We start from the raw sequence: 23,094 nt of genomic DNA on the forward strand, positions 1-23,094 counted from the left end.
CCGATGAAACCTGCGATCCTTTTTGCCGCTGCGGCCACCATGGCGCTTGCCACCGGGTCGGCAGCCCAGGCCAAGGTCCGCCCTGCCCCGGCGTACGACGTCACCGAAAAGTCGATCGACACGCTGCGTAGCGACCTGGCTGCGGGGCGCGTCACCGCGGTCCAGCTGGTCACCGCCTACGAAGCGCGGATTGCGCGGCTCGATCCCCGGCTGCACAGCGTCATCGCGCTCAACCCACAAGCGCTGGCGCAGGCGCGGGCTGCCGACGTCGCGCGCCGCACCCGCCGCGTCCCCGGCCCGCTGCTCGGCATCCCGGTGCTCATCAAGGACAACATCGAGAGCGCGGACCCGGTCGCCACCACGGCCGGCAGCCTTGCGCTGGCGCACAACGTGACCGGCCGTGATGCGCCGCTTGTGGCGCGGCTGCGCGCGGCAGGCGCCATCGTGCTGGGCAAGACCAATCTGTCGGAATGGGCCAACATCCGCTCCAACCATTCGATCAGCGGCTGGAGCGCGACGGGCGGGCAGGCGCGCAATCCCTACAATCCCCGGCGCAGTACCTGCGGGTCGAGCGCCGGGTCCGGCGCTGCCGCCGCCGCCAGCTTTGCCGCGGCTGCGGTCGGCACCGAAACCGACGGGTCGATCACCTGCCCCTCCGCCATCAACGGTCTCGTCGGGTTGAAGCCCACGGTCGGCCTTGTGTCCCGCACGCATGTCGTGCCGATCAGCCATAGCCAGGACACCCCGGGCCCGATGGCGCGCAGCGTGCGCGATGCCGCGATCCTGCTCGGCGCGATGGCCGGCAGTGACCCCGCCGACCCCGCCACCGCCCGCGCCGATGCCATGGGGCACGACTTTGCCGGCCAGTTGTCCCCCGCCGCGCTGAGAGGCGCGCGCATCGGCGTGATGCGCTACGCCGCCGGCTTCCACCCGGAAACCGACGCGGTGTTCGCCCGCGCGCTCGACACACTGCGCGCCGCCGGTGCGACGCTGGTGGAGATCAAGGCCCCGCCGCCCGAAACGCGCGACCTGGGCGAGGCGGAGCAGCTCGTGCTCTCCACCGAGCTCAAGGCCGACCTTGCGACCTACCTCGCCTCGACTAACCCAGCCAAGGTGCCCACCCGCACGCTGGCCGACCTCATCGCCTTCAACAAGGCGCATGCCGGCGAGGAGCTTTCCCTGTTCGGCCAGGAATTCTTCGAGGAGGCCGACAAGACCAGGGGCCTCGCCGATCCCGACTACGTCAAGACCGCCGCCGAAGCGAAGCGCGGGGCCGGGCCCGGCGGGATCGACCGCATGCTGGCCGAGGCCAAGGTCACCGCGCTCGTCGCGCCGACGCTGGGGCCGGCCTGGCTGATCGACCCGGTGCTCAAGGACAATTTCGTCGGCGGCGGCGCGGGCGGACTGGCAGCGGTGGCGGGATACCCGCACCTTACCGTGCCGATGGGCCTCGTCGGCGGCCTGCCCGTCGGCCTCTCGTTCGTGGGCACGGCTTGGGACGACGCCCGGCTGCTCGGCTATGGCTACGCCTTCGAGCAGGCGGCCCAGGCGCGCCGTGCGCCCCGCCTCGACGAGACCGCGCGATGAAACAAGCCCGCGTGCGCGCGCTCATGCTGGGTATGTCCCTGATGGCCTGCGGATCGTCCGCCAGCGCCGAAACCATCGAGGCCGTGGCCGCCCGCCATGGTTTTGCCGGCGAGATCCTCGTCGGGCGTGGCAGCGGCCGCGATGCGAAGCTGCTGGTCGATCGCGGGTTCGGCACGGTCACGCCCCGTGGCAGCGTGGCACATACGGCCGGGCAGCGCTGGCGGATTGCCTCGATCAGCAAGCAGGTCACCGCCGCGCTGCTGGTGGCCCGTGCACCGTCCGCGCTGGACCAGCCGGTCGCCATTCCCGGCCGCCGCGTGGCGCGCGCCCTCCCCACGCTGCGCGCGCTGCTTACCCATCATACCGACCTCGCCAACCCTGACGACACACCCGCCGCCGCCACGCAGATGCCGGCCTTCTACCGGTCCCCGCGCCCCAATCTCGCCTATTGCCTGCAGCGCCCCGCCACGCCGGCCACCGCGGCCTTGCCGTTCCGCTACAACAACTGCGACACGATCGTCGCAGCCAGCGCCGGCGCTCCGCTGCGCTGGCCCGTCGGCCTCGCCATGGCCCGCCCGGGCGAACGCGGTGTTCCCGGCTTCATCGGCGGCAAGCCCGAACCGGTTTTCGAGCTTGGCAGCTTTGGCGCGGCCGGCGGTCTTCTCGGCACGGCCCGTGCGCTCTGGGCCTTCGACCAGGCGCTGATGGATGGGCGGATCGGCTCGCCCGCGGTGCGCGACGTGCTGTGGACCGCAGAAGGCCAGGGCAGTTATCAGGGCCTTGGCGCCTGGATCTTCACCGCGCCGCTGGCCGGATGTGCCAAGCCGGTGCGTATCGTCCAGCGCGACGGCGAGATCGCGGGCGTGCAGACGCGCAACTTCATCCTGCCCGACCAGCGCCTGACGGTGATTGCCTTCACCAACCGCTCGACCGATGACTTTTCCTTCGGAGAGGTCTGGCAGCAATCCGGTTTCGCCTACGAATTGCTGTCGGCCGCCGCCTGTACCGGGTAAGCCCGCGAGCCTTTCGGAACACTCGCCCCAAGCGCACGTTCATGCCCCGATCAACGAGGGGCACACATGAAAACGATCATCGCCGGCGCTTTGCTGCTGTCCGCCGCACCCGCCGCCGCGCAGGATACCGGCACGCCCGACGAGGTGGCGCAGGACAGCACCCGCCACCCCACGCTGCGCGACCTGTGCAGCGATCGCCCCGGCCTCAACACTCCGGCCTGCACCGTCGATCCGGGGCGCCTGCAAGTGGAGGTCGGCCTCGCCAACTGGACGCTCGACAAGCAGCCGGACCAGCGGCATGACACGATCGAGGCGGGCCAGATCCAGTTGCGCTACGGCGTGACGCCGACGACCGAAGTGCGCCTCGGCTGGACAGCTTATGGCCGCGCCCGCACCCGTGACATCACCACCGGCGCGGTCGATAGCGTCCAGGGCGTGGGCGACGTGACGCTGGGCCTCAAGCAGAACCTGCGCCACCCGGCCGAGGGCAAGACCGGGCTGGCAGTCGCGGTCCTCCCCTTCGTGACGCTGCCGACCGGGCGCACCGATGTGGGCGCCGGCGATTGGGGCGCAGGCCTGATCGTGCCGACGAGCTACAAGATCGACGACACCGTCTCGCTCGAATTCTCGCCCGAAATCGACGCCGCCGTGAACGAGAGCGGCGACGGGCGGCACCTCAGCTATGGCGCGGCGATGGGTGTGCAGGTGCACCTGTCGAAGGCCACCCGCCTGACCCCGGAGTTGCAGTTCGTGCGCGACAACGATCCCGAACACCACGCGACGATGAGCCGCGCCTCGCTCTCGTTCGACGTCCAGCCCGCCAAGATGCTGCAGTTCGACGTTCAGGCCGTGGCCGGGCTCAACCGCGACACGCCCGACGTGGAACTGAGCTTCGGCGTGTCGCGCAAGTTCTGAGGGTGCGCCTCAGGCGACGGCCGCCGCTGCGCGCAGCAGCGCCTGGCGGATGCGCCGGGCGAGCGCCTCGTCGAAGCGCACCTCGGGCACCGCGACGCTGAACGCGCCGACGACCTGGCCGTTCACGCGCACCGGCACGGCGGTGCCGCAGATGCCCAGCGTCGCCTCGTGGCAGGCGGTGCCGATGCCCTCGGCGCGGATGCGATCGAGGTCGGCGCGCAAGTCCGCATCGCGCACGCGGGTATGCTCGGTCATCGCCGCCCGCGTACTCTCGGCGAAATAGCGATGCAGGTCCGCATCGGGGAGATGGGCGAGGATGACCTTGCCCGCCGCGAGGCAATGCAGCGGCCGGCGCGTGCCCGGCTCGATCGCATAGCGCAGCGCATGGTCGCCGGCCTCGGTCACCAGCGATTCCGCCTCCCAGCCGACGCGGGTGAGGAAGCTGGCGGTCTCGTTGAGCTCGGCCTTGAGCGCGCGGACCAGCGGCGCCATGCGATCTGCCAGTGGCAGGGCCGAGGGGCTGACGCGCAATCGCTCGAGCCCCGGCCCCGGCACGTATCGCCGCCCCTCGCGCGCCAGATATTGCCGGTCGACCAGCGTCGCGAGCAGGTAGGACAGGCTCGACACCGGAATGCCCAGCGCCTGCGCCACATCCTGCGCCACCACGCCACCGGCATGGGCGACGACATACTCGATCACGTCAAGCGTGCGCAGCGCCGACTTGACGGGAGCGGAAGCGGACGGCGTGGAAGACATGAAGCGAGGTGGTCCTTCTCCTGCTCCCCCTCTTCTTCAGAGGAGGGGGTCGGGGGGTGGTGGCGGCCAAAAACGAGGTTTGAGATATCCACCACCCCCAACCCCCTCCTCCAAAGAGGAGGGGGCTATCGACGGTCAATCCTGGAACAGCAGCGAACCGCGCCGTTCGGCGAAGCGCCAGCCCTCCGCAGTGCGCACGAACCGATCGTGGAACGAGCCCACCAGCGGCGCGGGGCCACCCGTAAACAGCAGCATCGCGCTTTCGCCGCGGGCGCTGTCGGCACTCTCCACCTCGATCACCACGTTGCTGCAGACATGGCGCGTCACGCGCGGCGGGCGCACCTGGAATGCCGCCAGGATCCCAGCCCGGCCGCTGACCGGCGCGTCAGGCGCGGTCGGGCGAACCATCACGCCATCCTCGGCATAAAGCGCGGCTACTTCGTCCCAGCGCGCGGCGTCGTTGAGGTTGGCGTAAAGCGCGATCAGCCGCGCGCAATCGGCCTCGGCGGCGCGGCGTTCATCTGCCGTCATGGCGACAGCGCCCACATCCCCACTCATATCCCCGCTCACAGGCGCGCCCCCGCGATGTCCGCGCCTTCGCGCAGCGCGCGCAGCTTGCGCCAGGTGACAATCGGGTCGATCTTGCCATATCCGGCAAAGGTGCCGAAGCCACAGTCGGTGCTCGCCACCACGCGATCGGGCCCAACGATGCCGGCGAACCGCTCGATGCGCTGGGCAACGAGTTCGGGATGCTCGATATAGTTCGAGCAGGTGTCGATCAGGCCGGGCGCCAGCACCTTGTGATCGGGCAGCTTCGCATCCGCCCAGACCTTCCACTCGTGTTCGTGGCGCGGATTGGCCGCCTCGAACAGCACGGTGGCGGGGCGCGCCTTGATGACGATGTCGATCACCCGCTCGAGCGGGATGTCGTGATCGTGCGGGCCTTCGTAATTGCCCCAGCACACGTGCATGCGCATTTTTTCGGGCGGGATATTGGCGGTCGCGGCGTTGAGCGCCTCGACATTGGCCGCCGCCACCTTGAGGAATTCGTCCTCGGACAAGTCCTGATACCCGGTGTGGCGCGACATCGCGAGATCGGGGCAGTCCAGCTGCAGCTGGAAGCCGGCGGCCACGATCGTCTCGTATTCCTCGCGCATCGCATCAGCGAGGTCGGCGAGATAGGCCTCGTGGCTCGGGTAGTGGCGGTTGACCTGGAACGCAGTGATGAGGCCCGGCGAGGCGGCGTTCATGAACGCCTCGGTGTCCGGCGCGGCATGCGCGTCGAGTGCGGCGCGGAAGCGACGGATATCGTCGTGCAGGGGCTGGAGCGTGACCTTGCGGACCGGAGCGATGCACGAGGCGCGCACGAACTCCTGGCTGCCCATGATCGCCGAGAGCTTCTTGGCCAGCTGCGGCACTTCGGCGAGGTCTGCCGCCGGCTTGCGATCGATGTGTCCGCCAAAGCCCGAGAGGCGCTCGATCATGTAGGTCGAGTATCCGACCTTGCCGAGTTCGCCGTCACTGACCACCGAGACCCCGGCCGCGACTTGCTGGCGCACCGCCTCGGAGACGGCCGCGCCGACCTTGGCGTCGAAGTCCGCTGCGTCATAGGGCTGGCCCGCATCGCGCGCGAGCAACAGCGGCGTCAGCTCCTCGCCGCGCGGCAGGCTGCCGACATGGGTGGTCTTGATATGGGCCATGCGGCCTCTCCCCTCGATTACGAATTGACGCGAGATTTCACGGTTGTGAAGATTTCATAGCCGGATTGCGCGGGGCCGCAAGCACGATCGCGTCACCCGCGATCCTGCGCCGGGCGGCGTCCGGTCATGCGCACGTAAAACCGCGAGAAGTACGACGGGTCCTCGAAGCCGAGCTCGCCGGCCACCTGCGCGGCGGTGGCATTGGTATAGCGCAGCAGACGGCGCGCCTCGCTGGCAAGGCGGCGGTGGACGAGGTCCATCGGCGTGCAGCCCAGCCGCGCCGCGGTCAGCCGCGCCAGCGTGCGCGGCGTCATGCCCAGCGCATCGGCATAGAACGCCAGGTCGCGGTGGCTGCGATAATGCACCTCGACCAGCTGGCGGAAGCGATCGAGCCGCGCATCGCCCCCGGCCACCTGCGCGACGGGTGCCGCGACGCAGCGCGCCAGGGTCTCGGCCATGGCGAGCAGCAGCGCCGGATCGCGCTGCGCCCAGTCGTCCTGCAAGGCCTGCATTTCCTGCGCAAGCCATCCGGCACGCCGCGCCGCCGCCGGCTCGAGCGCCAGGGCCTGTCCCGTGGCCAGCGCCCGATGCAGCGCATCGTCTGCCTGCGGCGCGCGCGCGATGAAGTCGGCCCCCAGCGTCACGACATGCCCCTGTGTCCCTGCGCGAAAGCGGAAGCCGTGGACCACGCCCGCCGGGACGATCACCGCCAGCGGCCCGTCCAGCGCATGGTCGGCACCATCGAAGGTGACCAGCGCCTGTCCCTCCTGCACCAGCAGCAGCTGGACGAAATCACCGTGCCGATGCGGCCTGATCTCCCAATCGTGCAGCGCCGATCGCGCGGCAATGGTCTCGATATGCGCAAAACCATGGGCGATGCCGTCGGCATCCTCACCATAGAGGGCATAACTGGGAATGGCGCTGCGCGTCATGGGCTTTGTCCGGATTGTACCAGCGAATGTCGGCTCCATGCCTTCCTGCCACGCGGCCGCGCTGTCAAGATCGTGACCATCGCATGCAGCCCGCATCACCGGGCGCCCGCCGGGAGAGACCAAACCCATGAAGACCCAAGTCGCCATCGTCGGCGCCGGCCCCGCCGGACTGCTGCTCGGCCACCTGCTCCGCGCCGAAGGCATCGACTGCATCGTCGTCGAGCGCCAGACCGGCGACTACGTGCTCGGCCGCATCCGCGCCGGCGTGCTCGAATCGATCACCGTCGACCTCATGGCCCGCCTTGGCCTCGACGCCCGGCTGCGCGCCGAAGGGCTTGTCGAGGAAGGCTTCAACCTTGCCGACGGCGAGCGCCTGATCCGCATCGACGTTGCCGACCTCACCGGCAAGACCGTGACCGTCTATGGCCAGACCGAAGTGACGCGCGACCTGATGGACGCAGCGCCCGAGCGCGGCCTCGAGGTGATCTACGGCGCCGGCGACGTGGCTCTGCACGAAATCGAGAGCGACGCCCCCTGGCTCACCTTCACGCGCGACGGCCGCGAGGAGCGCCTCGACGCGCGCTTCATCGTCGGCTGCGACGGCTTCCACGGACCCTCGCGCCGTGCGATCCCGGCCTCGGTCGTGCGCGAATACGAGCGCGTCTATCCCTTCGGCTGGCTCGGCATCCTGGCCGACGTGCCGCCCTGCAATCACGAGCTGATCTACGCCAATCACGAGCGCGGCTTCGCGCTGGCCTCGATGCGCAGCCACACCCGCAGCCGCTATTACGTCGACGTACCGCTGACCGAAAAGATCGAGGACTGGAGCGACGAGCGGATTTGGGACGAACTGGCCGTGCGCCTCGGCCCCGAAGCCGCCGCCAACATGACGCGCGGCCCCTCGATCGAGAAGTCGATCGCGCCGCTGCGCTCCTACGTGTTCGAGCCGATGCGCCATGGCAGCCTGCTGCTCTGCGGCGATTCCGCGCATATCGTGCCGCCGACCGGCGCCAAGGGCCTCAACCTTGCAGCCAGCGACGTGCACTATGCCGCGCAGGCGCTGACCGGCTTCTTCAAGTCCCTCGATGCCGATGCCATCGCCGGCTATTCCGCCAAGGCGCTGGCGCGGGTGTGGAAGTCCGAGCGTTTCAGCTGGTCGCTGACCAAGCTGATGCACCGCTTCCCCGACGACGGCCCGTTCGAGCGCGCGATGCAAGTCGCCGAACTCGACTATATTGCGACGAGCCGCGCCGCGCAGACCAGCATCGCCGAAAACTACGTCGGCCTTCCGGTTTGACGCCGCCGATGTGACGCGCTTGCCGCCCTGCCTCGCCTCGACATGCGAGCAGGGCCCGGCACGACCGGGCGGTGCGGGGCCTCTCTCCCGCGCCGCCCGGTTTCCGTTGATACCGCCAGGGGCCGCTCCCTTCCGCAGCACGCAATCTGTGACAGCAATCGCGTGCAAGTCATGCCGCCGTCACAAACTGCCACCACATAGCGCCCAGTCATCCTTCCTGACGGGCACCCCATGCGCCAGATCGACATTCTGCTGACCAACCCGCTCGAGGGCGGCCACGATCCGTTCGCCCATGGCGAACTCAAGGTGATGTTCCACCCCTGGCGCTGGAACGGCCCGCTGCCCCTCCTCGACGGCCGGCCCTGGGCTTTCGTCGACTGGCTCCTGCCCGAACTGTCGGGCCTCGAATTGTGCCGCCGGCTGCGCTGCGATGCCATGACCGAGCAGGCGCACGTGACGATGATCCTCGAGGAAGACGATCCCGACGCCAAGCGCCGGGCCTTGCGCGCCGGTGCGGACGACTACATCGTCGGGCCGATCGATCGCGGGACCGTGCTCGATCGCGTGCTTTCGGTGCAGTTGCCCGATCGCGAAACCGTGGCGCGCACGCTGCGCCTCGGCGAACTCAGCCTCGATCTCACCGCCTTGCAGGCCCGGTGGAAGGACAAGCCGATCGCACTGATGCCCAACGAGCTGCGCCTGCTGCGCTACCTGATGGAGCAGCCGGGCCAGGTCTTCTCGCGCACTCAACTGATCGCGGCGCTGGGCAAACAGGGCCAGCCGATCGACGAGCGCACCGTCGATGCCTGGGTCAGCCGGTTGCGGCGCGCGCTGCGCGATGTCGGCGCGGGCTATCCGCTGCGCACGGTGCGCGCGCTGGGCTACGTGCTCGACAAGCCTTGAGGGCGCCGGCTCAAGGCCCGAAGCGCGCGACGAGATCGTAAAGTTCGCCGGGAAAGACCTGGCGGACCAGCGTGATCGCCTCGTCGCCGCGCCAGGTGCGCCTTTCGATGCACAGGCAGGCATGACCGGCCGCCACGCCGAGCAGCGCGGCCTCCTCGCGCGTGGCGCCGGCGGCGGTGATGCGCGTCTCCGCCTCGGTCCAGGGAATGTGCCGCAGGAGCCAGGTGCCCGGCCCGTCCTCGCCCAATCCATTGGCGCCCAGGGCCGCCTCGCGCATAGCAGGTACGGCAGCAAGGCTGACCAGCCGGTGCTCGACCGCCAGCGGGCGCCCGTTGGCCCGGTGCAGGCCATCGAGCGCAAGCAGCCGCCCGCCTGCCGCCAGCGCGACCTCGCCCGCCTCGCCGCGCTGCGGGCTGCGTTCGCTGCACGCCAGCAGTTCAAAGGCATAGGCCTGCCCTTCGTCGCGGACGCGCGCGGCAAGGTCTGGCACGTCGAGAACCATGGCATGCACGCGCGGGTGGGCGACCAGCGTTCCGGCACGCTTGCGCCGCTCGACCAGCCCTTCCGCCGCGAGCGCAGTCAGTGCCTTGTTCACCGTCATGCGCGAGCAGCCATAAGCCTCGCACAGCTCCGCCTCGGTCGGCAGGCGATCGCCGGGCGCCAGTTCACCGGCGCGGATGCGCGCGGCGAAATCGGCGCGGATCGTATCGTGCAGCGAGGTCTTCACCCGCACAAGTCTCCCAGCACAGCGGCGTAGCGGCGCGCGATCGCCTCGCGCGCATGATGGCGTCCGCCGCTAACCACTTTCGCGCCATGGCGCCATACGCCATCGATCGCGCCACGGCCCGCCGCAAAAACCCATGCATCGAGCAGGCTTTCCGGCCCATGGCCGATGAGGCCGGGATGGTGGGAATCGAGGCTGACGATGTCGGCCGAAGCGCCTGCGACCAGCCCGCCGCTGGATCCGAGCGCCTGCGCACCGCCCATGACGCTGGCGTCGAACAGGGTTTCGGCGGTCGAGGCGCCCGGAGCGCCCGCCAGCACGGCGCGGCGGCGCAGGGCCAGCCGCTGGCCATATTCGAGCAGGCGCAGCTCCTCCGCCGCGTCGATCCGCACGTTGGAATCGCTACCCACGCCGATGCGCCCGCCAGCGGCCAGAAACGCCTCGGCCGGGAACAGCCCGTCGCCCAGGTTCGCCTCGGTGATCGGGCACAGACCCGCCACGGCGCCACTGGCGGCAAGCGCGGCGGTCTCCGCCCCGGTCATGTGGGTCGCATGGACCAGGCACCAGCGCGCGTCGACCGGGGCATGATCGAGCAGCCACGCGACCGGGCGCTGCCCCGACCAGGCCAGGCAATCGGCGACCTCGCGCTCCTGCTCGGCGACGTGACAATGGATCGGCGCGTCGCCAGCCAGGTGCGGCACGTGCGCCAGCTGGTCCGGCGTCACCGCGCGCAGGCTGTGCGGCGCCACGCCGACCACGGCATCGGGCAGTCGCGCCGCGTGCCGGCGCGCCGCCTCGAGCAGCCGGGCAAAGCCGTCCACGTCGTGGACGAAACGCCGCTGCCCCGGCTGGGCCGGCAGGCCGCCAAAACCCGAATGCGTATACAGCACGGGCAGCAGCGTCAGGCCGATGCCGGTCTCCGCCGCCGCCGCGACGATCGCCGCGCTCATCGCCGCCGGATCGTCATAAGGGCGCCCGTCGGCGTCGTGATGCAAGTAGTGGAACTCGCCGACGCGGGTAAAGCCGCTCTCCAGCATCTCGACCTGCGCCTGCGCGGCGATGGCGAGGAGGTGGTCCGGCGTCATGCGCCCGACGAAGCGGTACATCGCCTCGCGCCAGGTCCAGAAACTGTCGGAAGCCTGGCTCCCGTCTTTCTCGCCCCCTTGCGGTCCCCGCCGCTCGGCCAGCCCGGCCATGGCGCGCTGGAAGGCATGGCTGTGCAGGTTGGGCAAGCCCGGCAGGCCCCAGCGATGCTGCGCCTCCCCGCCCCGCGGCCCGACGTCCCGCTCGACCCGCGCGATACGCCCTGCAGACAGCATCAGCCGCACGTTCTTCGCCCAGCCGCCGGGCAACCACGCCGCCTCGAAATGGAGAGTGTCAAAATCCGCTTGCATCGCCGCGCTCCTTGCCTGAATATGTATATACATTATTCAGCCTCTCGCAAGGACCGCCCATGCGCTGCGACACGATCTGGACCAACGCGCACCTGGCTACGATGGCCGGCGACGATATGGGCGTGGTGCACGATGGCGTCGTCGCTGCGCGCGACGGGATCATCGCCTATGCCGGCCCCGCCGCCGAAGCAGGCGATCTGACCGCGCCGCGCGTCGTCGATTGCGGCGGGCGCTGGATCACCCCCGGCCTGATCGACGCACACACCCACATCGTCCATGCCGGCAACCGCTCCGACGAGTTCGAGGCACGGCTGGCGGGCAAGAGCTATGCCGAGATCGCCCGCGAAGGCGGCGGCATCATGGCCAGTGTCCGTGCCACGCGCGCGGCGGGCGTGGACACGCTGGTTGCCGAAACCCTGCCCCGGCTCGACACGCTGCTGCGCGAGGGCGTCACCACGATCGAGATCAAGTCCGGCTATGGCCTGACGCTGGAGGCCGAGCGCACGATGCTGCGCGCCGCGCGCCGGCTGGGCGAACTGCGCCGGCTGCGCGTGGTCACGACGTTCCTCGGCGCCCATGCCCTGCCCCCCGAATGGCACGGCAATGCCGACGGCTACGTCGCCGAACTGGCCGACCACTGGCTGCCAACACTGGCCGCCGAGGGCCTGGTCGATGCGGTCGATGCCTTTTGCGAGGGCATCGCCTTTTCGCGGGGCCAAGTCGACCGCCTGTTCACCGCCGCCCGCGCGCTCGGCCTGCCAGTCAAGCTCCACGCCGAACAGCTCTCGAACCTCGATGGCGCGGCACTTGCCGCCGGCCACGGCGCGCTTTCGGCCGATCACCTCGAACACCTCGACGAGGCCGGCATCGCGGCCATGGCACAGGCCGGCACCGTGGCGATGCTGCTGCCCGGCGCATTTTACGCGATGCGCGACACGCTGGCGCCGCCGATCGGGGGCTTGCGCGCCGCCGGCGTGCCGATCGCGCTGGCGACGGACTGCAACCCGGGCACTTCGCCCCTCACCTCGCTGCTGCTGGCGCTCAACATGGGCGCTACGCTGTTCCGCCTGACCGTCGAGGAATGCCTGCGCGGCGCAACGGTCAATGCCGCGCGCGCGCTGGGGCTTGCCGGCCAGGTCGGCCAACTCATCCCCGGCCAGGCCGCCGATCTTGCGATCTGGAGCATCGCGCGCCCTGCCGACCTTGTCTATCGCATGGGCGCCAATCCGCTCCATGCCCGTATCCGGAGTGGCTCATGAACCCCGTCCTCATCACCCCCGGCGCAACGACGTTGGGTCAATGGCGCGCGATCCATGCCGGCGCGCCGGTCGCGCTCGATCCCACCGCCTGGCCCGCGATCGAGGCCAGCGCCGCCGCCGTCGCGCGCATCTTGGCGCGCGGTGACGCGGTCTATGGCATCAACACCGGCTTCGGAAAGCTGGCGAGCGTGCGCATCGCCGACGCCGACCTCGCCGCGCTCCAGCGCAACATCGTGCTGAGCCACGCCGCGGGCACCGGCGCCCCCTCGCCCGTGCCGGTGGTGCGGCTGATGATGGCGCTCAAGCTCGCCAGCCTGGCGCAGGGCGCCTCGGGCGTGCGCGCCGATACCGTGCGCCTGCTCGCCGCCATGCTCGAGGCGGGGCTGGTGCCGGTCGTGCCGTGTCAGGGGTCGGTCGGCGCCAGCGGCGACCTTGCCCCCCTCGCGCACATGACCGCCGCGATGCTTGGCGTGGGCGAGATCATCGTCGAGGGCCGCACCGTCCCCGCTGCCGAGGCGCTGGCCGCCGCCGGGCTCGCCCCGATCGCGCTGGGACCGAAGGAAGGACTCGCGCTGCTCAACGGCACGCAGTTCTCCACCGCCAATGCGCTGGCCGGACTGTTCGCCGCCGAACGCCTGCTCGCGACCGGCCTCATCACCGGCGCACTTTCGACCGAGGCGGCGCGCGGCACCGACACCCCGTTCGACCCGCGCATCCACGCGCTGCGTGGCCATGCCGGACAGATCGAGACCGCCGAGGCGCTGCGCGCGCTCATGGCCGGCAGTGCGATCCGCGCCAGCCATGCGATCGACGATCCCCGTGTGCAGGACCCCTATTGCCTGCGCTGCCAGCCGCAGGTCATGGGCGCCGCGCTCGACCTGCTGCGCCAGGCCGCGCGCACGCTCGAGATCGAGGCCGACGGCGTCACCGACAATCCGCTGATCTTCGCCGATACCGACGAGGCGCTGTCGGGCGGCAACTTCCATGCCGAGCCGGTGGCCTTCGCCGCCGACATGATCGCGCTGGCACTCGCGGAAATCGGTTCGCTGTCCGAGCGGCGCCTCGCCATGCTGGTCGATCCGGCGCTCTCGGGCCTGCCCGCGTTCCTCACGCCGCTGCCCGGCCTCCATTCCGGTTTCATGATCCCGCAAGTAACCGCCGCCGCGCTGGTTTCGGAAAACAAGCAGCGCGCCGCGCCCTGCAGCGTCGATTCGATCCCGACCTCGGCCAACCAGGAAGACCATGTCTCGATGGCCGCGCATGGCGCGCGCCGCCTGGCCGACATGGCCGGCAACCTCGATGCAATCCTCGGCCTCGAACTGCTCGCCGCGGTCCAGGGCATGGAATTTCACGCCCCGCTGCGCTCGAGCGAACCGCTCGAGGCGGTGCGCGCACTGTTGCGCGGTGCCGTGCCCGCGCTGGTCGAGGATCGCCACTTCGGCCCCGACATCGCCGCCGCGCGCGCGCTGGTCGAGACCGGCGCCGTGCTCGCCGCCTGCCCGCTCGCCCTGCCGATGCTCGCCCCTTTGATGCCGGCCCCGTCGATGCCGGCATGACCGACTGGCTGCACATCGCGCAGGGCGATGCGCCGCTGGTCGTCGCATTCCCCCATACGGGAACGGACCTGGCCGGCTGCACCTTCGCCTCGGAGTGGCTGGCGCGCCGCGATGCCGACTGGTGGATCGACGAGGTCTATGACTACGCCCGCACGCTGGGGGCGACGACGATCCGCACCACCGTCTCGCGCAGCGTGATCGACGTGAACCGCGACCCCAGCGGCGCCTCGCTCTATCCCGGCATGGCGACCACCGGGCTGTGCCCCGAAGAGACGTTCGATGGGGAGCCGCTCCAGACGCTCGCGCCCGACGAGATCGAGCGGCGCCGGCTGGCCTACCACGCGCCCTATCATGCCGCCCTCGCCGCCGAGATCGCGCGGCTGCGCGGCGGCCACGCCCGTGTCGTGCTCTACGACGCCCATTCGATCCGCAGCGTGATCCCGCGCCTGTTCGACGGCGAATTGCCGATGTTCAACATCGGCACCAACGAGGGCACGACCTGCGCCCCCGAACTCGAAGCCGCGATCGCGCAGGTCTGCGCGGCGAGCAGCGAAAGCCACGTCGTCAACGGCCGCTTCAAGGGTGGCTGGACGACGCGGCACTATGGCGATCCGCCAGGCGGCGTCCATGCCGTCCAGATGGAGCTGGCGATGCGCGCCTACCTCACCGAACCTGACAACCCCACGCCCGACAACTGGCCGCTCCGCCCCGATCCGCGGCGGCTTACCATTCTTCAACCTGTGCTGGCCCGCGTGCTCGACGCCTGCCTCGCCTTTGCCGGAGACTGACCGATGACCCGTATCGACAACACCCGCGTGATCCGGCCGGCCATCGGCACCGAGCGCACCGCCAAGTCTTGGCTGACCGAAGCGCCGCTGCGCATGCTGATGAACAACCTGCACCCCGATGTGGCCGAACGCCCCGAGGAACTGGTCGTCTATGGCGGCATCGGCCGCGCCGCGCGTGACTGGGACAGCTACGACCGTATCGTCGATACCCTGCGCCGGCTGGAGGACGATGAGACGCTGCTGGTCCAGTCGGGCAAGCCCGTCGGCGTGTTCCGCACCCATGCCGATGCGCCGCGCGTGCTGATCGCCAATTCCAACCTCGTGCCGCAGTGGGCCAACTGGGACCACTTCAACGAACTCGATCGCAAGGGCCTGGCCATGTATGGCCAGATGACCGCCGGTTCGTGGATCTACATCGGCACGCAGGGCATCGTGCAGGGCACCTACGAGACGTTCGTCGAGATGGGGCGCCAGCATTACGGCGGCGACCTGGCGGGCCGCTGGCTGCTCACGGCCGGGCTTGGCGGCATGGGCGGTGCGCAGCCGCTTGCCGCGGTCATGGCCGGGGCCTCGTGTCTCGCCATCGAATGCCAGCGCAGCCGGATCGAGATGCGCCTGCGCACCGGATACCTCGACCATGCCGCCGAGACGCTGGACGAGGCCATGGCGATCATCCGCCGCTCCTGTGCCGAAAAAACGCCGGTCTCGGTGGGCCTGCTGGGCAACGCCGCCGAGATCCTGCCGCAGATGCTCGAGGCCGGCATCCTGCCCGACCTGCTCACCGACCAGACCAGCGCGCACGATCCGGTCAACGGCTATCTCCCCGCCGGTTGGACCGTGGCGGAGTGGATCGACAAGCGCGAGCGTGAGCCGCAGGTCGTTGCCAAGGCCGCGCGCGCCAGCATGGCCCGCCACGTCGAGGCGATGCTGGCCTTCCGCCAGGCCGGCGTGCCGACCACCGACTATGGCAACAACATCCGCCAGGTGGCGCTCGACGAAGGCGTCGCCGATGCCTTCGCCTTCCCCGGCTTCGTGCCCGCCTACATCCGCCCGCTATTCTGCCGCGGCGTCGGCCCATTCCGCTGGGCCGCGCTGTCGGGCGACCCGGAAGACATCTACAAGACCGACCAGAAGGTGAAGGAGCTTCTGCCCGACGACGCGCACCTGCACCGCTGGCTCGACATGGCGCGCGAGAAGATCCGCTTCCAGGGCCTGCCCGCCCGCATCTGCTGGGTCGGCCTCGGCGACCGGCACCGCCTCGGCCTTGCGTTCAACGAAATGGTCGCCAGCGGCGAGTTGAAGGCCCCGGTGGTGATCGGCCGCGATCACCTCGACAGCGGTTCCGTCGCCAGCCCCAACCGCGAGACCGAATCCATGCGCGACGGCTCGGACGCGGTCTCCGACTGGCCGCTGCTTAACGCCCTGCTCAACTGCGCCAGCGGCGCGACCTGGGTCTCGCTGCATCACGGCGGCGGCGTCGGCATGGGCTATTCGCAGCATTCGGGCATGGTCGTCGTCGCGGACGGCACGCCGGAAGCAGCACGCCGGCTGGAGCGCGTGCTGTGGAACGACCCCGCCACCGGCGTCATGCGCCACGCCGACGCAGGTTATCCCGAGGCGCTCGACTGCGCGCGCGAGAAGGGACTCGATCTGCCCGGCATCCTCGGCTGACGGGCCCTTCGCGAGCCTCAAATAAGTAGGCTGTAAAAGGCCGGCTGCGGCACGATCGAGCGTCGCTGGCGGGTTGAATCGTCAGCGAGCCTTTCACGACACCGCAACGCCCACGCCCTGCGCCTGTCTGCAACATGGCGTGGGCGCTGCCGCCGTGATCGTGGCCCGCCCCGCGACGTCAGAAGTAGCGCTGCCCGATGCGGATCGTATCCCCCGGCAGCACTGCCACCGGCCCGCCGCTGCGCAGCGGCACCGCGCGTTCGCTCGCCGCTGCCTGACGCCGCAGGAATACGTTCTTCTCGTTGGCGCGATAGGTAAACCCGCCGGCCTTGGCGATCGCCTGCTCGACCGTCATGCCCGAGGCATAAGGATACTCCCCCGGCTTGTTCACCTCGCCCAGAATGTAGAACGGGCGATAGTCGAGCACCTCGATGCTGACACGCGGATCGTTGAGATAGGCGCCCGAGAGCCGGCCAGTGATCTCGTGCGTCAGGTCCTCGATCGTGCGGCTGCCCGCCTCCACCACGCCGATCAACGGGAATGCCACGCCGCCTGCGGGCGTCACGTTGTATTCCCCGGTCAGCGAAGGTTCGTTGAACACCGTGATCCGCAACTTGTCGCCTGCGCCCAGCCGATAGCCCGACAGGTCCGCTGCCTGTTCGGCCCCCGTCATCGGTGGCGCGGCCGAACTGGCGCACCCCGGCAGGGCGGCAAGCGCCGCACAGGCAAGGCTCAGTGCCCAGCGCCGTTTCCCCGCTGCTCGTCCGACGGCTGGTGTCTTCCCGTGGTTGCGGCTGACCGCAATGCTGCCCCGGCGCTGCTGTGTTGGTGCCTTCATCGTCGTGCCCCCTGGTGGCCTTGTGTGGTCGCATTTCTATGCCCAGGCGGCGCGATGACAATGGATGGCGCCAGGGTGAAACCTCCGGGATGGAGATGTTCGCGCAAACGCGCCGGGCATCGCGAGCCGGGTCCGCAAAGCCCGGAAACACGGGCATTGCGGGACTCGCCGCCCCGCTATCGCCGCCGCCGCATCCGCAAAAGCGCTACGCAATACTGCCATGGACTACGGGGCTTTGCGGATCACACCACAGGCCGCTGCCACCGCTTCGGACAAGGCTTTTGAGCGGTTTGGCGACGGGTGTGCCAAGCCTGCCGAGGCTCCGTCGCGGCGGGGCTTGCTATTGCTCCGCAGCGGATATGCTTCGCCTTCCGTGGCGGGGCGAACGGCCACAGTCTGCAGGCATCCGGCAGGGCGTGGCCGTCGAGAGGCGTGCGCCCGGCCATCCGTCACCGCTTGGGGCCGAAGGGGGCAAGTGTGAACACTGCAGTAGACATCTATCGCTCGCCGGGGGGCATGATCGCGACCGTGCCGTCCGAGGCTCATGGCAGCACCGCTGCGGCGACCGACCGGATCGACCTGCGCCGCCTCGTCGCCATATTCCGCAGGCGGCTCGGCCTGTTCGTCAGCATCGTGCTGGCGGCGCTGGTCATCGGCATGATCGTCACCGCCCTCCAGCCGCGGACCTATCTCGCGCGGGCCGAGGTGACCCTCAACGCCAAGCCGGAAGACGTCACCCCGACATCGAGCAACGATCGCGCCGTGCAACCCGCGATCCCCAGCGAAAGCTTCGTCGACACGCAGGTCTCGATCATCACGTCGGAGGCCAACACTGCCGCAGTGGTCGATGCCCTCAGCCTCGCGCACCAGCCGCGCTTTGCCGATCCGAAGCTGGCCGGCGGCATTCGCGCCGATGGGCACAACGCGCTGTCCCCGCGCGAGGCGGCGATCACCTATCTGCAGAACCACATCACCGTGCAGCGGATCGGCACGACTTACGGCATCGCCATCAGCTTCGAAAGCCGCGACCCGCAGGAGGCTGCGCGCATCGCCAACGCCTTTGCCGAGCAATATACGCTCGGCGCTCTGCAGGCCAAGCGCGCCGGGGCGCACGGCACCACCGCCGCGATCGCCACGCGGATGGAGCAGTTGCGCACGCAGGCCCTGGCCGACAGCGCCGCCGTCCAACGCTATCGCAGCGCGCACAACCTGCTCGGCACCGCGCAGGGCACGCTCACCGAACAGGAAATCTCCGCCTACAATCAGCAGGTCACCGCCGCGCGCGCGCAATCGAGCGAGGATGCCGCCCGCCTAGCGGCGGCACGGCGCCAGTTGGCGGGCAACGGCGTCGGCGGGGTCGGAGAGGCTGCTCTCTCGCCGGTGATCGGCCAGATGCGCGCGCAGCAGGCGGTGCTCTCGGGCGAATTCGGTGCACTGTCCGCGCGCTACGGCCCGCAACATCCCGATGTCGTCCGCGCCAAAGCGCAGCTCGATGCCTTGAACCGGCAGATCGCCGCTGAAACGCAACGCGTCCTTGCCAGCCTCGACGCCAAGGCGCGCGTGTCGGCGCAGCGCATGGCCTCGCTCTCGGGATCGCTCGATCTCTCGCGCGGGGCGCTGGTGCAAAGCAACGCGGCGATGGCGGGCCTGAACGACCTTGAAAAGCGGGCCGAGACGTCCAATGCGCTCTACGAAAGCTATCTCAACCGCTACAAGGAACTGACCGCGCGCGAAGGGACCGAACGCGCCGACGCAGACCTGTTGCATCGCGCCGCCGTGCCGCGCCTGCCCAACAGCCCCCACGTCCTCATCAACGGTATCCTGGCGCTGGCGCTCGGCATCGGCCTGGGGACCGGCGCAGCCTTCATCGCCGAGATGACCTTCACCGGCCTCACCACCGGCGACGACATCGAGGAGCGGATCGGGGTGCGCTATCTCTGCGCCATTCCGGCGCTGCAATCGGCCTCGCGCAAGGGCGAACGCGTCCCGGCCAGCGCCTTGCTCGAGGATCCGCGCTCGGCCTTCGCCGAGAGCTTCCGCTCGCTGCGCGCCTCGATCGCGATGAACACCACCGACGCGCGGATCATCGCGATCACTTCGGCCCTGCCCGACGAGGGCAAGACGACGACGGCGATTTGCCTCGCCCGGTCGATGGCGGCGGCGGGGGACCGCATCCTGCTGATAGACGGCGACTTGCGACGCCAGGGTGTCAGCCGCTTCCTGCGCGGCGCGGATGGTCGCCCGGGCCTCATGGAAGTGCTGCATGGCGCGGCAACTCTCGACGAGACGCTGGTGGTCGACCCGGCAACCGGTCTGTCGATCCTGCCGCTCTCGTCCGAGGCCGGCGACCGTGCCGAACTGGTCACTGGCGAGGAAATGGATCGGCTGCTGGCGCTCGCGCGCGAATGCTTCCACGCGGTGATCATCGACACCGCACCGATCCTGCCGATCGCCGATGCGCGCCTGCTGCTGGGCAAGGCGGACGCTTCGGTCTTCGTGGTTCGCTGGCGGCGGACGCCCGAGGCGGCATTGCGCTCGGCGCTTCGGTTGCTGCCGATCGACCGGGTGCAACTGGCCGGGGTGGCACTAACCCGGGTCGACATGCGCAAGCAGCCACGGTTCGATTACGGCGGCAGCGCCTTCTACCGCAGCTACGAGAGCTATTATGCCTGAGCGCCGCCCGCCTCACCTGCGTCTGGCCGGCGTTGCGGATGCAACGGCTGCGCAGTCTCTTCTTCGTTCGGCCCCGCTCCATGCGGCCCCGCCCCCTCTGCGCACGGCCTGGGCAGCCGGCTCGGCCAACGAGACCACGCTGATCGCGCCAGAACCTGCGCCGTTGCCTGCGGGGCGGACGCTTGCCGGGCTGACGTCCCCCACGGACCCCCGCCAGGCCTTCCGCCGCGTTGCCATCGTGCATTATTGGCTGGTGACCATGCGCGGCGGGGAGCGCGTGCTGGAGCGCCTGCTGCACCTGTTCCCCGACGCGGACATCTTCACGCATGTCTACGATCCCGCCGCGGTGTCACCCGTCATCCGCGCGCGCCGTGTGACGACGAGCTTCATCAACGCCCTTCCCGGCGCGCGCCGGCATTATCAAAGCTACCTGCCGCTGATGCCCATGGCGCTCGAACAGCTCGACCTGCGCGGCTACGACCTGGTCATCAGCAGTGAGAGCGGCCCCGCCAAGGGCGTCATCACCGCACCCGACGCCCTGCATCTCAGCTATGTCCACTCGCCGATGCGCTACCTGTGGGACCATTACCACGACTATCGCGCCGCAGCCGGCACCCTGAGCCGCGCAATGATGCCGCTGTTGTGCCACCGCCTGCGCGCATGGGACATGCAATCGGCGGCGCGTGTCGACCGCATCGTCGCCAACTCGCACTTCGTCCAACGCCGCATCGCCAAGGCCTGGCGGCGCGATGCCGAGGTGGTGCCCCCCCCGGTAGAGGTCGATCGCTTCCGCCCTGCCCCGGCGGTCGGACCAGCCTGGCTGTGGGTCGGGCAGATGGTGCCGTACAAGCGCCCGGACCTGGCGATCGACGCCTTCAATGCCCTCGGCCTGCCGCTGGTCATGGTGGGGGATGGCCCGCTGGCGGAGGCGATGCGCCGCCGTGCCGGGCCGACGATCACGATCCTGTCCCGGCTTGACTTCGATGCCTTGCGCCGCGCCTATGCCCAGTGCCGCGCGCTGGTGTTCCCGGCCGAAGAGGACTTCGGCATCGTGCCGGTGGAGGTCATGGCCTCGGGCCGGCCCGTACTCGCCTATGCCGGCGGCGGCGCACTGGACAGCGTTGCCTCGGGTGTATCGGGCCTGTTCTTCGCCGAACAGACCGTCGCATCGCTCACCGACGGCATTCGCGCCATGGAGGCATGGTTGCCGGACTTCAACCCTCAGGACGCGATCGCGCAGGCGCAGAAATTCGCCCCACAGCACTTTGATCGCGGTATTCTGGAAGCCCTCCGGTGATCGGCCGCGCCGGCCCGCCAGCTGTAGCGGTCAGCGAAGCATCTGCGGCTCCGAGCCGGACCGCAGCAGATTTGTCGGTGGGTCGGAACGGGGCGTGCGTTGCAATCAGCGGGCATGCGGTGTCCTGTCGGCTCCGCCGCGCTCGGCGCCGACCCGACAACTTTGTCGGCTGCACATCACCTCACCCTCTCGCTGCGCAGCCTCATCGGAGCTTGCCATGCTGCTGACCTTCATCGGTGCGATCCAGGTCCTCGTCGGGCTGGCCCTGTTCCTTGGTGGATCGATCGAGGCCATGTTCGCCTTCCTGCTGGTCTCGGCGCTGCTGGGCGGATCGGCCGCCATCCAGCTCCCCTTGCTCGGCGGATCGTCTGTCCCTCCCGTGCAGTTTGCCCTCGTCTTCCTGGCGCTACGCCTAATCGCGCCCGGTGCCGGCGAGGCGGCCGCCGTCGGGCGCGCGGCGCGGGCGAACCTCTGGCTCGCCATATTCATCTTCTATGGTGCGGCGCTGGCCTATATCGGCCCCCGTCTTTTCGCCGGGCACATCGACGTGACGCCGATGCGGGGCAAGGTGGAGGCCCGCTATGTCTCGATGCGCGCCTACATCTACGCCACACGGCCGCTCACCTTCACCACGCAGAACGTCACGACCTCCGTCTATCTGGTCGGGACCTTGCTGGTAGCCATGGCCGCACATGTCGTCTGCGCGCGCGAGCATGGGCGCCGTATCCTGGTGCGCACGATGGCGCTGGTCGGGATGGCGCATGCATTGGTCGGCTTCGCCTCCGTAATAGGCAAGGGCACGGCGGTCGACACGGTACTCGCGCTGTTCCGCAACGGCTCCTACGCGCAGCTCGATCACAGCTATCGCGGTTTCGTGCGCATGGCAGGCTTGTGGCCCGAGGCCTCGGGCTTCGCATGGTTCGGCCTCAACTGGTTCGTCTTCCTCTTCGAATGCTGGCTGCGCCGTGTCGATGGGCGCTGGACAGGGCCGGCAGCCTTCGCGCTCGCGGCCGCCCTGCTGTGCAGCACGGCAACGACGGCCTATGTGGGCCTGGCCCTGTACATGGCGCTGTTCATAGGCCGCAGCGTCCTGTTTCCCGGCGCGTTGCCCGCCGATCGCGCGATCATTCTGCTGGGCGCCGCGCTGGCACTCACCGTGTTGCTGTGCGCCCTGATGATTGCCCATCCCGCCTGGGTCGAACAGGCCGGCGCCCTGGTGCGTCACATGACAGTGGACAAGGGCCAGTCGGTCTCGGGTGAGCAACGCAGTTTCTGGGCCTGGCAGGGATGGAATGCCTTCGTGCGCAGCTATGGCCTCGGCATCGGGCCGGGCAGCTTCCGCTCCTCCAGCCTGTCGACCGCGATCCTGGGATGCACCGGCGTGGTCGGCGCCGCCGCCATGACGGTGCACATGATCCGGGCTTTCAAGCCGAGCCGCATGTCGACCTACGCCCCCTCGCCCGACGCCGCCTTGTCCACGGGCGCGGCCTGTGCCTGGGCCGCGCTGGTCGACGTGATCGTCTCGTCACTGTCGTCGCCGACCTGCGACCCCGGCACCGATTTCGCGATCCTCACCGGTGCCGCGCTGGCCCTGCGCCCGATCGTACCCCACGTTGCGCCTTGGCGAGGGCCGGTCCGCCGCCTGCCGCCCCTGCAATTGTCGCCCACGATGGTGCTGCACAGCACGCTGCCGGAGCCGGCGTTCTCGCTGGCGGCGGAATGACGGCGCGGGCGGTGGGTGTGCGGTGTATGCCGGCGGGAAGGACTCGGGGACGGATGGAAAGCATCCCG

General features: G+C 69.7%; 19 protein-coding genes. 12 read left to right on the forward strand and 7 right to left on the reverse strand.

All coding sequences use genetic code 11. The features are described from left to right. The first annotated feature begins 3 nt into the window (after positions 1–3). From V7Q48_RS07385 to V7Q48_RS07395, 3 genes are all read left to right on the forward strand, one after another. A complete protein-coding gene (locus V7Q48_RS07385; protein WP_333837227.1) occupies positions 4–1,587 on the forward strand; it encodes an amidase in 1,584 nt (527 codons plus the stop codon). Next, entirely contained in the window at positions 1,584–2,600 is a 1,017-nt protein-coding gene (locus tag V7Q48_RS07390; protein WP_333837228.1) for a serine hydrolase domain-containing protein, read from the forward strand. The genes V7Q48_RS07385 and V7Q48_RS07390 overlap by 4 nt, the downstream gene beginning before the upstream one ends. Positions 2,601–2,666: 66 nt before the next feature. Next, positions 2,667–3,515, forward strand: a complete 849-nt coding sequence (locus tag V7Q48_RS07395) for a transporter (protein ID WP_333837229.1) — start codon at positions 2,667–2,669, stop codon at positions 3,513–3,515. Between the two features lie 9 nt (positions 3,516–3,524). Here the strand turns inward: V7Q48_RS07395 and V7Q48_RS07400 are convergent, their stop codons facing one another. The 4 genes from V7Q48_RS07400 to V7Q48_RS07415 form a co-directional block, all read right to left on the reverse strand. After that, complete coding sequence (locus tag V7Q48_RS07400) at positions 3,525–4,271, reverse strand: IclR family transcriptional regulator (RefSeq protein WP_333837230.1); 747 nt, start codon at positions 4,269–4,271, stop codon at positions 3,525–3,527. A 135-nt stretch (positions 4,272–4,406) separates the two neighbouring features. After that, entirely contained in the window at positions 4,407–4,802 is a 396-nt protein-coding gene (locus V7Q48_RS07405; protein WP_333837231.1) for a nuclear transport factor 2 family protein, read from the reverse strand. A gap of 35 nt (positions 4,803–4,837) precedes the next feature. Further along, the gene (locus tag V7Q48_RS07410; RefSeq protein WP_333837232.1) at positions 4,838–5,971 is read right to left on the reverse strand and encodes a cobalamin-independent methionine synthase II family protein; all 1,134 of its coding nucleotides are present in this window, start codon (positions 5,969–5,971) and stop codon (positions 4,838–4,840) included. A 92-nt stretch (positions 5,972–6,063) separates the two neighbouring features. Beyond that, on the reverse strand, positions 6,064–6,903 hold the full coding sequence (locus V7Q48_RS07415) for a helix-turn-helix domain-containing protein (RefSeq protein ID WP_333837233.1): 840 nt from the start codon (positions 6,901–6,903) through the stop codon (positions 6,064–6,066). A gap of 127 nt (positions 6,904–7,030) precedes the next feature. Between V7Q48_RS07415 and pobA the strand changes: the two genes are divergently transcribed. Together pobA and V7Q48_RS07425 are read left to right on the forward strand one after the other, a co-directional pair. After that, on the forward strand, positions 7,031–8,200 hold the full coding sequence (gene pobA / locus V7Q48_RS07420; RefSeq protein WP_333837234.1) for a 4-hydroxybenzoate 3-monooxygenase: 1,170 nt from the start codon (positions 7,031–7,033) through the stop codon (positions 8,198–8,200). A 231-nt stretch (positions 8,201–8,431) separates the two neighbouring features. Further along, a complete protein-coding gene (locus V7Q48_RS07425) occupies positions 8,432–9,103 on the forward strand; it encodes a response regulator transcription factor (protein WP_333837236.1) in 672 nt (223 codons plus the stop codon). Positions 9,104–9,113: 10 nt separating this feature from the next. Here the strand turns inward: V7Q48_RS07425 and V7Q48_RS07430 are convergent, their stop codons facing one another. Both V7Q48_RS07430 and V7Q48_RS07435 read right to left on the reverse strand, forming a co-directional pair. Next, complete coding sequence (locus V7Q48_RS07430) at positions 9,114–9,830, reverse strand: UTRA domain-containing protein (protein ID WP_333837237.1); 717 nt, start codon at positions 9,828–9,830, stop codon at positions 9,114–9,116. Then, on the reverse strand, positions 9,827–11,221 hold the full coding sequence (locus V7Q48_RS07435) for a formimidoylglutamate deiminase (protein WP_333837238.1): 1,395 nt from the start codon (positions 11,219–11,221) through the stop codon (positions 9,827–9,829). The genes V7Q48_RS07430 and V7Q48_RS07435 overlap by 4 nt, the downstream gene beginning before the upstream one ends. A gap of 59 nt (positions 11,222–11,280) precedes the next feature. Here V7Q48_RS07435 and hutI point away from each other — a divergent pair, with 59 nt between their 5' ends. From hutI to hutU, 4 genes are read left to right on the forward strand one after another with little or no spacing between them, the layout of a single operon-like run. Continuing rightward, complete coding sequence (hutI, locus tag V7Q48_RS07440; protein WP_333837239.1) at positions 11,281–12,480, forward strand: imidazolonepropionase; 1,200 nt, start codon at positions 11,281–11,283, stop codon at positions 12,478–12,480. Beyond that, complete coding sequence (gene hutH / locus V7Q48_RS07445; RefSeq protein ID WP_333837241.1) at positions 12,477–14,036, forward strand: histidine ammonia-lyase; 1,560 nt, start codon at positions 12,477–12,479, stop codon at positions 14,034–14,036. Before hutI ends, hutH begins: the two co-directional genes overlap by 4 nt. Continuing rightward, on the forward strand, positions 14,033–14,824 hold the full coding sequence (hutG, locus tag V7Q48_RS07450; protein WP_333837243.1) for an N-formylglutamate deformylase: 792 nt from the start codon (positions 14,033–14,035) through the stop codon (positions 14,822–14,824). The genes hutH and hutG overlap by 4 nt, the downstream gene beginning before the upstream one ends. A 3-nt stretch (positions 14,825–14,827) precedes the next feature. Beyond that, entirely contained in the window at positions 14,828–16,495 is a 1,668-nt protein-coding gene (gene hutU / locus V7Q48_RS07455) for a urocanate hydratase (protein ID WP_333837244.1), read from the forward strand. Positions 16,496–16,673: 178 nt separating this feature from the next. On the opposite strand, the gene V7Q48_RS07460 is transcribed toward hutU, so the two are convergent. Further along, on the reverse strand, positions 16,674–17,333 hold the full coding sequence (locus V7Q48_RS07460) for a polysaccharide biosynthesis/export family protein (protein WP_333837245.1): 660 nt from the start codon (positions 17,331–17,333) through the stop codon (positions 16,674–16,676). A 477-nt stretch (positions 17,334–17,810) separates the two neighbouring features. Here V7Q48_RS07460 and V7Q48_RS07465 point away from each other — a divergent pair, with 477 nt between their 5' ends. The 3 genes from V7Q48_RS07465 (at position 17,811) to V7Q48_RS07475 (ending at position 23,026) form a co-directional block, all read left to right on the forward strand. Continuing rightward, positions 17,811–20,006 (forward strand): GumC family protein, encoded by a 2,196-nt coding sequence (locus V7Q48_RS07465; RefSeq protein ID WP_333837246.1) that lies wholly within the window; start codon positions 17,811–17,813, stop codon positions 20,004–20,006. A gap of 259 nt (positions 20,007–20,265) precedes the next feature. Continuing rightward, positions 20,266–21,303, forward strand: coding sequence for a glycosyltransferase (locus V7Q48_RS07470; protein WP_333837362.1), 1,038 nt, complete (start codon positions 20,266–20,268; stop codon positions 21,301–21,303). Positions 21,304–21,520: 217 nt separating this feature from the next. Then, complete coding sequence (locus tag V7Q48_RS07475) at positions 21,521–23,026, forward strand: hypothetical protein (protein ID WP_333837247.1); 1,506 nt, start codon at positions 21,521–21,523, stop codon at positions 23,024–23,026. Positions 23,027–23,094 lie beyond the last annotated feature (68 nt).

This window comes from Novosphingobium sp. (genome assembly GCF_036803765.1).
Lineage (GTDB): Bacteria > Pseudomonadota > Alphaproteobacteria > Sphingomonadales > Sphingomonadaceae > Novosphingobium.